The sequence below is a fragment of the Paenibacillus sp. 1-8 genome (genome assembly GCF_056316205.1).
Map to the genome: position 1 here is coordinate 3,432,023 of NZ_CM149995.1, position 12,150 is coordinate 3,444,172.

Sequence of the window (12,150 nt, forward strand, 5' to 3'; positions counted from 1 at the left end):
TTCATACTTACTTCTCTTACAAGTAACGGAGAAACATCCAGCTTATGTACAAACTGGTTCTCGTTATGTAAATACCTTTTTAATGGGCACCAACATATAATACGACAATTTCATCAAGTTGTAAAGTATTTTTTTCTAAAATAATAAAAATTCTTTTCTGCATAACTTGGACGCATTTGAATTACACTAATAAACGTCTTTCCAAACTACCAGAAGGGGTGTTACGAATGCGTGAAGGTATGATTCCAGCTGTTCTTGGAACGGTAGTATCGGCTTCAGGCGCTGTGTTGCTGAGCAGTAAGTACAAGCTTGCGGCTACAGGCATTCTCGGTTTCGGACTGGCTCATGTTGTTCTGGGAGCGATTGATCTGATTGAGCATCGCTAGTCGTTTGGGAAGTGCCGGGCGGGAGCAACTTCCTCCCCGGCTTTATTATTATAGCCGCTTTAGCCGCCTTGAGCGTTAATACTTATATAAAGCATACAGTATGCTTGCACTCATAAAGGAGCGTGTGATGTATTATGAAAGAAAACATTTGGCAAGAAAAGAATCGTACCGTCGATCAGGTCGAACCTGAACAGTCGTTAGATCAGCGTGAGCCAGGTTTTAATCGTATCCCTGACCTCGATGCCGATACTCCTGCTGCTACAGATATGATTGAAGAAGCTGTGGGCCGTGGCTTGAACAAGCTGCGTAACGATTTTACAGATTAAAGCATGGGTCATAAGGCATGGGTTACTCAAACAACAACATTGAACCAAGCAATCTTATAAACCGTGATTTCTAGTGATCACTTGAAAATAAGCATAAACCAGCCAATAATTGAAACCCAAAGCACCATACTAATCAGGATTCCCCACACGATGCCCACTGAGAAATTCCCTTCACTCTTCGGTGCAGCATGGCCAAATTTCAATCTAAGCTTCATTTGATTCCAGTTCATAGAACCCCCTCCTTAAGTTCTATTTCGGAATATGAAGCTCATTTATGTAGATCAATAGTCATGTTTTTCAAAAAAATAAAAAAGGGCTTTTTGTCCTATCATCCAGTCCGGGGAAAAAGTATTACTGCTATCCCGACCAAACAAATCAATCCACCCACGATATCGTACAAATCAGGTGTCTTTTTATCAATCCACCATCCCCATGCAATGGAAAGGACAATAAAGACACCTCCATATGCTGCATACACACGCCCAAAAGAGGAGAAAACCTGAAAAGTTGCAATGACTCCGTAGACAGCCAAAACCACCCCGCCGCAAAGTCCGACATACCATGTCTTCCCTTCACGCAGCCACTGCCAGATCAGATACCCTCCCCCAATTTCAGCTATGCCAGCCAAAATAAAAAGTAACGCTGCCTTTAACACCATTTCACATCCCTATTCTGATAATCTTCTCGGCTTTATTTCACAGATGCCATCCTTAGAGCAATCGACCTAAAATAATAATCAACGCAATCACGCCAACCAGAATAAGCAGATTGCTGACCTGACGCCATAAACCAGAGGCTCCCTCAGAGTGAAGCTTCCGCTGGTTCGCATCAAAATTCGCTTTGGCTCCTTCAGCATCTACAGGGCTAGAAAACGGTCGGTTATCTTCATTCATGTAAATGACCTCCTTATCAATACACCTTAATGATACCAAACTTTTCCACTGATTTCGCATTGATTTTATACTCATGCTTACTGTATATTTCCCACTGCACCTGCATATTTATGAAGTGTACAACTATGTGTCAATATTTCACTGAATATAGCGTATGATGGTGAATCAAGGCAGAGTAGGTATTTTGACACCTTTTATTGCAGGACGGTAGTTATGGTATAATTTAGTCAACTTAATCATGATCGTAACGAGAGTACAACTATCCATCTGTATTGAATTCACATCCATGATCCGCATCCCGGTTACAACCTGCATAATCTGATTGTAATTTAGGAGGAGGATACCGATGTCCCCAATCTTTCTAGTTACTTTAATGTTAATGGGCATGTTTTTACTTCAGGCAGCCATCGTTCTAGGCATCATACACTGGATTTCCAAACGCAGCAGCCGTCCAGCGCACACCAAAATGGTTCTTACCATGGGCTTGCTTACGTTGATTTTCGGCTTCCTTCTGGTAAAAGACTGGATGTATTCACAGGAATTGAACCGATTAGTCTACTTCTGTTTGCTAATAATCCTCATTAGCGCAGGTAACCAACTGAGAAAACGCAAAGAAAAAATGTAATTTCATCATGATGTCATCAAAGGAGGAGCGCCATGAAATCTCACTCAATACGCTTTTGGTTACAAAGGGTGCTACTGCTACTACTTGTTTTACTATTCAGTGTCTCTCAGCAATCGTTCATTATAGCTGATGCCGCTCCGCCTGTTAATTCCCAGGCATCTGCCAAAGCCAGGCAACTACTTACCTACCTTTCCAATGTGCCGGAGGGTACGCTAATCTCCGGGCAGCATGATTATTTAGAGGCACCGGATGAACAAAACAACAAGTTACAACAAATCAGCGGACAATATGCAGGACTCCATGGCTATGAGTTTGGAGGACTAGCCAATCAGTCCCATGCAGCCTTACAAGAGCAGCGTCAGCGTGTTGTGGACAGTGCTATTCAGTGGAGCCAGTCCAGCGGAATTGTAGCTATTACCTTTCATCAAGCGTTACCAGGTAAACCCAAAACGTGGAAAAACGTGCAAACCAAGCTCAGTCAGGCTGAATTTAATCGCTACATCACGCCGGGTACCCCGCAATATCGACAACTGATTGCAGATATTGATGAGGTCGCACTTTCCCTCAAAACGTTGCGGGACGCAGATGTACCTGTTCTGTGGAGACCCTATCATGAAATGAACGGCAACTGGTTCTGGTGGGGAAACAAACAAAATTACGTCCAGCTCTGGAATGTGATGTATGACCGCTTCGTTAATGTTCACCATCTGAATAATCTGTTATGGGTATGGAGTCCGAATGCACCGAACGCATACAGCACACCGTACAGTCGAACTTTTCCGGGTATAAACAGAGTGGATATTCTCGCAGCTGATATTTACAACAATGATTACAAAGCCTCATATTACACCGGACTGCTTAAGCTTGCACAAGGAAAGCCAATCGGAATTGGGGAAAGTAATATTTTGCCGAGCTCCAATCTATTAAAAAATCAACCCGCCTGGGCCTATGCCATGACATGGGGAAAGGAGCTATCCGCAACCAATTCGCAATCAACGATCAGAACATTCATGAATCAAAATAATATTATCACACGGGACCTTCTCAACGAGACCCTGCGCTAAAATAACAAAAAAGCTTCAACTTCGCTCTATGAGTGAAATTGAAGCTTTTTTAGGTCTAACCAAGCCAAGCGCTTTAACTATTTCTAATCACTTCTTCCAGATCAATATCGGCGTACGCCTCTTCACCGAGATGCACAGATACAATGGTATAGATTCGCTTGGTCAGTCTCGACATCAGTCGATCTCCCGGTGCTACTGAGTATTCTTCCCGATAATCTCCAATTTTGTGAAAACCGCTGGACATATGGATGTACAAGCTGCCTCTTCGAGTTTTACCATGTACCAACATCAAATCTCCTCCTGCTGTAACCATTCCTAATTACATCTGTTACATGTATATCGGTTAGAATAAGATATGAAATAAGTCCGCGCTGAAACCAAACGGGCCTGCCCGTAATAGGACAGACCCGTTTGGTAAAAAATATTTTCGTTCTTAAGAGGAAAAAACTATCCCTGATAGGATTCTGCAATCGCATTCGCCGCAATGATGGCGTTGTACACGTCAGCAGGACTGACCGGAAACGGCATATTGACCATCGTATCATTCGATGCACAGGCAGTTTCAGCCACTTGACGCCATTCAGCCTCGACAAATTCCTCAACACCCAGATCACGAAGCGTCAAAGGAAGACCTACGTCCTTAACCAGTTTGATGACAGTATCCAGTTCTTCTTTCGGCGCATTTTCCAGCACAAGCTGAGTTAGCAAGCCGAATGTGACCTTCTCGCCATGCTGTGCTTTATGCAGTGAAGGTACAGCCGTCATGCCATTATGAATCGCATGCGCTGCTGCCAACCCACCTGATTCCGCACCAACACCACTCAGATAAATTGTCGCTTCAATGGTATCCTCCACCGCGCGAGTATATACTTTACGATCCACCGCAAGCTTGGCCTTCACGGCATTTTCCAGCAACGTATCATAACAGAGACGGGCCAGTCCCAGCCCTGTGGTGGAAGGCTTGTTCAGTACCAGGTTGTCCCCGTTAGACTGATAACAAGCCCGCGCTTCAAAATAAGTAGCCAGCGCATCGCCAATCCCGGCTGCGAAGAAACGTGCAGGCGCCGCTGCCAGAATGCCCGTATCCGCCAGTACAACGTCGGGATTGGTTGGCAGGAACAAATACTCATCAAAGGAGCCGTCTTTCTTGTAGATGACCGCGAGGGCAGTACAAGGGGCATCCGTAGAAGCAATCGTCGGGAAAATAACGACAGGCAGCTTTTCATAATAAGCCGTTGCCTTAGCGGTATCCAGCGTTTTACCGCCGCCGATCCCTATAATGATGTTAGCGCCATGCTTGCGCACCAATTCCCGGTTACGCTCAATTTCTTCTTTAGTACATTCATATTGGAATTTCTCGAAAATCGCCTGATTGCCAGCCGCTTCAATAGAAGCGCCAGCCTCCTTTTGCGCCTTTTCGAGTATAAACTCATCACAAATAATAAAGGCTTTATCGCCATAATCCTTAATGTAGTCATTTAACGACGAGAGCAGATTCTGGCCAGAAATAAATTTCTTGGGTGAAGTAACGGACCTTACAACGTTTGTCATGTAAATTCCTCCTCAGTTTTGACTCATACCGAAAAAACGATGTATTTCAGTACGTGACATCTTAACTATAAACCTCTTTTGATCCTGTTAAAAGGCTGGTTATGGAATATTTTATGAACAAATTGTGTATCATCAAACTTTAACGCTTTCATTCCACTCGGAATATAATATCCCCATCATAATACGGTCGTAGCTATTACCATCACGAAGAACAGCAGAACGAACCCTGCCCTCATGCTGGAAACCCGCCTTTTCATAGGTTCGAATGGCCTGTTCATTATACTCAATAACATCCAGACCGACCCGATTCAAATTTAATTCGTAAAAGGCATAACGAAGAATGAGGCGCACCGCTTCGGCCCCATAGCCCTTCCCACGATATTCCGCATTGCCTATGCCAACCGCCAACTGACCGATCCGATTATTCCACTCAATCCCGTGAATGGCAACAAATCCGATCAGGACATCATCTGCCAACGTTCTCAACCGGAAATAGACCTCGTTCGAACTGGGTGAGCCTTCCGATTCCATTTGCTTCAGCGTATAAGGGAGTGCCAAATCCGTATCCACATTTCGCAGATACTCCGCATCCTCTCCCCATTTGAACATCGTTTCCGCATCTTCTCCCCTGACAGCGGCCAGTTTAATCCGATCCCCGTAAAATAAATTTTCGATTTTCATGACCCTTCATCTCCTGTTTTGTGTTGTCCCATTTTGTACTCCAGCGATCATGCTATTAAACGTCCGCAATCCAAGCCCTCCTCAGGATTTCAATGTATAAACTTTACAAAACAATCGGACAAAACACAAACAAATAACCTTAAACTCTCTCTTCGAAAAATAATCTTTCATTACATTTGACTTGGCATCATGCGCAAAAAGACCCTGCGGCCGCAAGGTCTTTTTCATATTCCTTAATATTTAAACAGCATAGCAACCAACTGATATCCAGCTCCAATCGTCCAGAACAGCACATAATCACCGCGCCGGATGCGACCGGATTCAATGCCTTCATACAAGGCAATGAACGGGCTACTGGTGCCTGTATAACCGTAACGATCACCTACATAGATCATTTGGGCATCCTCCAGCTCCAAATGATCCTGTATTTTCAGCACATTCGCCAGCGAAAACTGCGACAGACAATAAGCCCGTACATCCTGAGGCGCCAATCCGTTCTTCTTCAAAATTCGCTCAAGCAGATCAAATGTGGGGGGCAATGCCATATTGGCGTCGAACGGAAGCCACTGAATATATTTTCCGGGGGCATCTGCTTGGAGTGTTGCCGCTAATCCCTGAGCCGGGTACAAAATTTTATCTATATTGACTGGGTCCGTAAAATACATAGAATCAATAAAGCCAGTATCCTCTTCCGTACGCTCCAAAATAACTGCACAAGCGGCATCCCCATAGTTCGCATAAGTAATTTCATCCTCGGGACCAGAAACAAGTGAATTATAGTCTGAACCGATGATAAGTGCAGTGCGCGCATCAGGATTAGACAGCATAGATCGGCTGGCTTGATCGACTGCCACTGTCATGCCTGCACAGTTCGCGTTAGAATCCATGACAACCACGTCATGTCTGGCCTCGATTGCTTGATGAACAAACAGGGCATTCATAGGGAACAGCGACTCCGGGACTTGGCTGGAAAACACGATCATGTCCACATCACGGCCTGTCATTTGAGCTTGATCCAGCGCTTTCTTGGCAGCTGCGATCCCCATCGTCAAACCGTTCTCATGCGGGCTATCAATAATGTAACGCTTTTTCCTACCCATATGCTCCATGAACCGACGAATATCTTTGCCCTGTTCATCAAAATGACGGATATAATATTCGTTGTCCACCGAATGGGACGGATAATACACACCCAATGCCTTAATTTTAATATGACTCATCAGCAGGTTCCCCCTTACACATTCATCTCGCTGTTTGTCACCGCTTCAGAACATTACTGTACGACGATATCTACGTTGTTTAAACCCGCTTCACGTGCTACACGACCGAGCTGCATTTTAATAATCGTTTGTTGAAGGCTGATCCCAAAAATCACTTTGGCAAACCCGGTTTCTTTATACCGTACAAAAGAACCTTTCAGTTTTTCTACTTCTCCCGGGTCCAGCAGTGCCATTTGGGTACAGTCTACTTTGAGCGTATAGCTGGATGCCTGAATGGAGGAAGTCTTGGATACATATTCCTTGATAAAGCTATCATATTCAGCCTGGCTGAACACACCATTCACCGCCATATGTACCGTTTTAATGGTTTGATTCACTTCGATACTGTAAGGATTTTGACTCATTTCAGTAAGACTCCTTTGATTTCTTATTTTTGTCTATTAAGATTATCGGAAAAATATGTAGAAATTTTAATATTAAAATAGATAAATCCCCACTAATATATTACAAATTTGTGAATGTGAAAAAAAGCCGCCACTCCTCCTGACTACAGGAAGCAACTGGCAGCTGACAAGTTACGTGTTCATATGCTGATTAATTTGTAAACGTGTGGCGGCCAAGAGAAATGACAGCCGGGCGACTCTTGCTCCACTTGGCTGTGGCAATGGCCGGATTGTAATAAAACAGGGAACCGTTCGTCGGATCAACACCATTAAGAGCCTGTCTTGCCGCACGATACGCGGTCTTGTTCGGTTTCAGGCGGTATTGACCATCCTGTACAGCGGTGAACTGTCCTGGCTGCAAAATAACGTCCGGAATTGAGCTCGGAAATTCATTGGACTGCACACGGTTTAATACGACCGCGCCCACGGCTACCTGCCCTTGAAAAGATTCCCCGCGTGCCTCGGCATAAATAATCCGGGCAAGCTGCTCCAAAGCTGTTAAACGCACCTTCCCAAAGGAATCCAGCTTGGCTTGCGTTGCTGCTCCGGCTACACCGTCGGGTGTAAGACCATAGTCCCGTTGGAAACGGGCAACCGCTTTACTGGTCAGAGAGCCGTAATATCCGGTAAAACCGGCTTTGAAATAACCGAGCGAATGAAGCTGCTGTTGAAGCTTCAGCACCTGCTCACTCTGAGCCCCTTTCGTCAGCGCTGACGATTGCGCTTGTACTTGTCCTGGCGTAACCGACAACACAGCGCCCAGCATACATGCGCAGGACAGGACCAACATAGATAATTTTTTCATATTCCAGACAACCTCCTCTTTCTTGTTCTGTCCGGTACAACCATTCCGGCCTGTACAACTCAGGGGCGTTTATCCGATGATGTTTCTTCTGCTATAGCTTATGCCTAGCTGCGGAAATGACGCGTTGTTACATACGGAATCGGACAAAGATGCTCTCACACGTCCGTTGCAGTATACCACAAGCCGCATTTACGTATCATCCGGCTCTGGTCCTATAACTGCGAATACAAATAAACGCCAGCCGTAACGGACCGACGCGTACTAGGAGCAATTGATCATGTTTAGACACCACTTGAAAACGTGACTTTTTTCGCTATTTTTCTTCTCTAGTTCCACCGGGAAAGGAATCTGTCGTCTTCTTATTCGAATTACGTTTCTCAACTATGTATATATCCATCACCTGAATCCCCCGGTGTGCCAACTTTACAAATAAAACAAATCCCCAAATGCATGCCGCAATGATCGCTAAATATACGATGATAATAAGTAACTGTATCACCTCAAAGGTCGATACCATCTGCATCTGCTTTTATCCTCCTGTACTTGGATTTTGGTTCCCTATACCCCCTTATATTGTAATGGATTTCCTGTAAGTTGGAAACCATCCCTTGCACACAACATTGGGCGGATGCATAGGGTAGCTGTACGATCATCAAATTTTGAATAGCAGAAAGGCAGGAACGACGCGTGGATTCATATATGGATTACACCTCTCCCTCCGCACAATTTACTTATGATTTAAAAGACAATGTTTTGTTTCAAAAGGATGCTCAAAACTCCATTAACGAGCTTTCGGTCCAGCAATTGAATACGTTAGTAAATACATCGCTGCTGGATATTCGCCTGAGCACAGCCAACGTCATAGAGCCTCACTACCACCAAAATGCCACAGAGCTGGTATACTGCATCTCTGGGGCATTGACCGTGTCACTGATTAACCCGTTCACCCGCGAGTTGCGGCATTTTCCGATCACACCTGGTCAAGTGGTTAATGTTCCCCAGGGATGGTGGCACTACGAGGTCGCTACAATGGATGATACTCATTTGTTAGCGGTTTTTAATGCCCCCATGCCCGAATTCATTCTCGGCTCCGACATATTGCGGTTAACGCCAGGCAATATTCTGGCTCATACCTACTGCCTGAATGAGAATAAGATTCAGGAAGCGCTCGCTCCTATCAAAAAGCCTGTGATTATCGGTCCGCCGAATGACTGCAAGCAACAGCAGGCCAAAAAACCGGGAATACATGTAAGACTTGCCGATACTCCCCCGCACCAGCAGGCCGCCCCGGAAAGAACCTATGCCCCTACAGACGGATATCCCGGCTTCGCCTTTAACCCTTATCATGAATGGACCTAACCCTGATAAGATCATAAATCCGTAGGAATGCCCTCTCCCTGTATATTAGCCGTTACCGTTACATCATCCCTCTCATAAAATGCGAATGTACAAGAGGGGGTGATTGAATGGATGCTTATTACAACTGCTTGGGCTGTATGAACAAAAGAGTACGTGTTTTGACTATGGACGGACAACAGCACGAAGGAACCATCGTGAAGGTGGATCGCAATAACGTGTACTTAAAAAGAGAATCAAACGGGCGTGTTCAGACGTCTGCTTTTTATCCTGGTTATGGATATGGATATGGTAATCAAATCTTAACCTTGAGCCTGTTCACCCTGTTGGCGATTGCTTTAATTTAAGTCCACTGCACCCGTCAAGCCCTGTTGTCTACCAAACTATAACACCTCTTATGACAGCTGCAACCCCTGACACTCATCCGTCAGGAGTTGGCAGCTGCTATTTGGGGTGTTTTACTATACAAGCAAGTCACTTGAATCCCTTAAAACGCTTAAATCCCCCACCAGCTATACACCGGTGAGGGATTTAATACGCTCATTTCAATTTAGATCCATAACGACTTGGTGATGATGACCAGCAGAATGAACAGTACCAGGATAGCCCCTGTCGATGTCCAACCTCCGTAGCCTCCAACTTGACCGCCACAACCTCTTTCGCATTCACCCATGGATAAGTTCCTCCTTCATTTCAAGGTACATCATAGCTTATGTATAGAGGTGTCCAATGGACCGGGCTTAACGGCAATGGAAATGATTCTTTCCATCGACTGGGCATTCGCCTACACTCTTTCTGGGCAGGAGCATAAGATATCACAATTAATCCTGAAGGAGTGAAGCAATTGAATTCGAATCAAGCGCTCAATTACAGTACGAATCAGCCTTTTCCCCATCACCACCATCCCCCTCATCACATCGTGGTACACCCTGTAGACCCATATGTGGTAGAAACATTAAAATCGGTCATTGGCAAATATGTTGTACTGGAGACCACACGCGGCAGAATTGACGGATGTGTAGTGGACTGTAAACCTGATCATGTCATTTTGGATGTGTACGGAAAGAAATTCTTTGTCCGGATCTGCGAAATCGTATGGATTATGCCCAACTAGACGATTAGACGCTAAAAATCCTCGCCGATCCTATACCGGATTCGCGAGGATTTACTATTGTCACAGGTTTCTGCTATTCAGTATCTCCGGCCAGCGAAGAACGGAGTTCATCTATCGTTCCATTGAATTCATCCAAATCCACATTACCACGGATACCCGGAACACTGCCTGTGCTACTGTACTGCCAGGCCCACCAATTATCCCAGGCTGGAACTGCTGTCGGCTTTTGAGTCGTGCTGTATCTGGCTACCCACAGTTTATACATAGAAAATGTAGGATCAAACTTGGAAGCAAAAACATTTCCCGTGTACACGATCGGCAGACGTCCGGTAAGCTTCTCCGTTTCATCCAAAAATGCATGAGCCACTTCACTAATTTGCGCAGGAGAAAGACCTTTTGGGTTATTTTCATAATCCAACACTGGCGGCAGGTCCAGCCTGCCTCCAGCTGATTCTAAAGCTCTGGCAAAATTAGCTGCTTCCTGACGAGCACCATCCGTAGTTGTCGCGTTCAAAAAGTGATAAGCGCCGACCAGTATGCTGGCATCCCTCGCTCCCTGAACATTAGCTAAAAATTGATTGTCTTGATATGTTGTCCCCTCTGTAGCCTTGATGAAAGCAAATGTCTTGCCTGCGGCCGCAACCTGTTGCCAATCTATAGTTCCATTATAGTGGGAGACATCGATTCCTTGAGCATGTCCGTCGGAAGAGATGACAGGCTCAGGTACGATCGTATCAGGGGCTATAGTAGCTGTAACAGGCGCGGTAGATGTTAGCCCCACTGTGTCATCTGATTTCTGATCCAGCGCTATGACAATCTTGCCGTCACCCGCATTTAGCACATGGAAAGGTTGGCTACTATTCAGGTCAACCACAATACGTACCGCCGCGGGACTTGTGCTAAATAAAGAGTATCTTACTTGTGAAACATCCTGATCATCTGCTACAGGGAAAGCCCCTTGTCTCGTATTGTCCAAAGGTAGAGATGCTTGGAACTCATCGGAGAACCTAGAACTAGGTATGTCTACAACGATGCGGTCTGCATGGGTCAACGTAGTGACTTTAGGACTTACTTTTCCATTCACCGTAATTGCCAATTGATGATTCATGAAGCTGATTTGGTCTATCGTGGCATGTGTACTCTCTTCTGCATCAGTTACAGTATTAGTTATAGCCTGAGTACCAGAATCGGAGCTTCCATGGGAAGACCCGCTACTTCCGCTTGAGTCAGGCGGGGAAGTCAGAAACACCGTTTTTAGCTTGCTGTTCCATGTCACATTAAGCCCAGTCTGTTCAGATACAAAACGAAGAGGAACATAAGTTGTTCCATCTCTAAGTAATGGAGCTACCATCAACCCCATTTGATGACCATCGACAGAGGCTATAGTTTGATTTACCTGAAGACTGAGGTGATGATCTCGATCCTGGATAGTTACGGTGCCCGTCTTGGCCTTCCAATCCACACGATAACCTAATTCCTCCACAATGAGACGAAGAGGAACTAATATGTTGCCTTTGACTTCCTGGGTCTGAATTCCCTTCCCAGCACTTAAATCTTTACCATTCAGCTCAATATGTGAACTTGAAGACGTAGCGTGAGTTTCCCCTGGAAATCCCCATAAAAACAGAAATAAAAAAGCCAAAAAACAAATTTTCTTCATTATGTACCCTACCATTCTATAAATTT

General features: G+C 45.0%; 19 protein-coding genes. 7 read left to right on the forward strand and 12 right to left on the reverse strand.

The window, feature by feature from the left end; all coding sequences use genetic code 11:
- Window positions 1-227 precede the first annotated feature (227 nt).
- Window positions 228-386 (forward strand): hypothetical protein, encoded by a 159-nt coding sequence (locus AC0WRU_RS15715; RefSeq protein ID WP_013311032.1) that lies wholly within the window; start codon window positions 228-230, stop codon window positions 384-386.
- Between the two features lie 134 nt (window positions 387-520).
- Window positions 521-712, forward strand: coding sequence for a hypothetical protein (locus AC0WRU_RS15720; protein ID WP_025685319.1), 192 nt, complete (start codon window positions 521-523; stop codon window positions 710-712).
- 77 nt (window positions 713-789) lie between these two features.
- Here the strand turns inward: AC0WRU_RS15720 and AC0WRU_RS15725 are convergent, their stop codons facing one another.
- From AC0WRU_RS15725 to AC0WRU_RS15735, 3 genes are all read right to left on the reverse strand, one after another.
- The gene (locus AC0WRU_RS15725) at window positions 790-942 is read right to left on the reverse strand and encodes a hypothetical protein (protein WP_476125477.1); all 153 of its coding nucleotides are present in this window, start codon (window positions 940-942) and stop codon (window positions 790-792) included.
- A 98-nt stretch (window positions 943-1,040) separates the two neighbouring features.
- The gene (locus AC0WRU_RS15730) at window positions 1,041-1,367 is read right to left on the reverse strand and encodes a YnfA family protein (protein ID WP_025685320.1); all 327 of its coding nucleotides are present in this window, start codon (window positions 1,365-1,367) and stop codon (window positions 1,041-1,043) included.
- A gap of 55 nt (window positions 1,368-1,422) precedes the next feature.
- Window positions 1,423-1,605, reverse strand: coding sequence for a hypothetical protein (locus tag AC0WRU_RS15735; RefSeq protein ID WP_025685321.1), 183 nt, complete (start codon window positions 1,603-1,605; stop codon window positions 1,423-1,425).
- Between the two features lie 346 nt (window positions 1,606-1,951).
- Here AC0WRU_RS15735 and AC0WRU_RS15740 point away from each other — a divergent pair, with 346 nt between their 5' ends.
- Window positions 1,952-2,230, forward strand: a complete 279-nt coding sequence (locus AC0WRU_RS15740) for a hypothetical protein (RefSeq protein ID WP_476125478.1) — start codon at window positions 1,952-1,954, stop codon at window positions 2,228-2,230.
- A 32-nt stretch (window positions 2,231-2,262) separates the two neighbouring features.
- Window positions 2,263-3,294: a glycosyl hydrolase gene (locus tag AC0WRU_RS15745; RefSeq protein WP_476125479.1), complete on the forward strand. Its 1,032-nt coding sequence runs from the start codon at window positions 2,263-2,265 to the stop codon at window positions 3,292-3,294.
- A 73-nt stretch (window positions 3,295-3,367) separates the two neighbouring features.
- On the opposite strand, the gene AC0WRU_RS15750 is transcribed toward AC0WRU_RS15745, so the two are convergent.
- From AC0WRU_RS15750 to AC0WRU_RS15780, 7 genes are all read right to left on the reverse strand, one after another.
- Window positions 3,368-3,583 (reverse strand): hypothetical protein, encoded by a 216-nt coding sequence (locus tag AC0WRU_RS15750; protein ID WP_025685324.1) that lies wholly within the window; start codon window positions 3,581-3,583, stop codon window positions 3,368-3,370.
- Between the two features lie 158 nt (window positions 3,584-3,741).
- Window positions 3,742-4,845: a glycerol dehydrogenase gene (locus AC0WRU_RS15755; RefSeq protein WP_476125480.1), complete on the reverse strand. Its 1,104-nt coding sequence runs from the start codon at window positions 4,843-4,845 to the stop codon at window positions 3,742-3,744.
- Window positions 4,846-4,977: 132 nt separating this feature from the next.
- Complete coding sequence (locus tag AC0WRU_RS15760) at window positions 4,978-5,526, reverse strand: GNAT family N-acetyltransferase (protein ID WP_476125481.1); 549 nt, start codon at window positions 5,524-5,526, stop codon at window positions 4,978-4,980.
- Window positions 5,527-5,759: 233 nt separating this feature from the next.
- The gene (locus AC0WRU_RS15765) at window positions 5,760-6,746 is read right to left on the reverse strand and encodes a ketoacyl-ACP synthase III (RefSeq protein WP_476125482.1); all 987 of its coding nucleotides are present in this window, start codon (window positions 6,744-6,746) and stop codon (window positions 5,760-5,762) included.
- A gap of 53 nt (window positions 6,747-6,799) precedes the next feature.
- Complete coding sequence (locus AC0WRU_RS15770; RefSeq protein ID WP_476125483.1) at window positions 6,800-7,150, reverse strand: hypothetical protein; 351 nt, start codon at window positions 7,148-7,150, stop codon at window positions 6,800-6,802.
- A gap of 190 nt (window positions 7,151-7,340) precedes the next feature.
- Window positions 7,341-7,994, reverse strand: a complete 654-nt coding sequence (locus AC0WRU_RS15775) for a cell wall hydrolase (protein ID WP_025685330.1) — start codon at window positions 7,992-7,994, stop codon at window positions 7,341-7,343.
- Window positions 7,995-8,307: 313 nt separating this feature from the next.
- A complete protein-coding gene (locus AC0WRU_RS15780) occupies window positions 8,308-8,517 on the reverse strand; it encodes a hypothetical protein (RefSeq protein ID WP_476125484.1) in 210 nt (69 codons plus the stop codon).
- A gap of 164 nt (window positions 8,518-8,681) precedes the next feature.
- Here AC0WRU_RS15780 and AC0WRU_RS15785 point away from each other — a divergent pair, with 164 nt between their 5' ends.
- Window positions 8,682-9,353: a cupin domain-containing protein gene (locus AC0WRU_RS15785; RefSeq protein ID WP_476125485.1), complete on the forward strand. Its 672-nt coding sequence runs from the start codon at window positions 8,682-8,684 to the stop codon at window positions 9,351-9,353.
- 107 nt (window positions 9,354-9,460) lie between these two features.
- On the forward strand, window positions 9,461-9,697 hold the full coding sequence (locus tag AC0WRU_RS15790) for a hypothetical protein (protein ID WP_476125486.1): 237 nt from the start codon (window positions 9,461-9,463) through the stop codon (window positions 9,695-9,697).
- Between the two features lie 203 nt (window positions 9,698-9,900).
- Here the strand turns inward: AC0WRU_RS15790 and AC0WRU_RS15795 are convergent, their stop codons facing one another.
- A complete protein-coding gene (locus AC0WRU_RS15795; RefSeq protein WP_014282395.1) occupies window positions 9,901-10,023 on the reverse strand; it encodes a hypothetical protein in 123 nt (40 codons plus the stop codon).
- 171 nt (window positions 10,024-10,194) lie between these two features.
- Here AC0WRU_RS15795 and AC0WRU_RS15800 point away from each other — a divergent pair, with 171 nt between their 5' ends.
- Complete coding sequence (locus AC0WRU_RS15800; RefSeq protein ID WP_476125487.1) at window positions 10,195-10,464, forward strand: YuzF family protein; 270 nt, start codon at window positions 10,195-10,197, stop codon at window positions 10,462-10,464.
- 73 nt (window positions 10,465-10,537) lie between these two features.
- On the opposite strand, the gene AC0WRU_RS15805 is transcribed toward AC0WRU_RS15800, so the two are convergent.
- The gene (locus tag AC0WRU_RS15805; protein ID WP_476125488.1) at window positions 10,538-12,124 is read right to left on the reverse strand and encodes a GH25 family lysozyme; all 1,587 of its coding nucleotides are present in this window, start codon (window positions 12,122-12,124) and stop codon (window positions 10,538-10,540) included.
- Window positions 12,125-12,150: the final 26 nt, after the last annotated feature.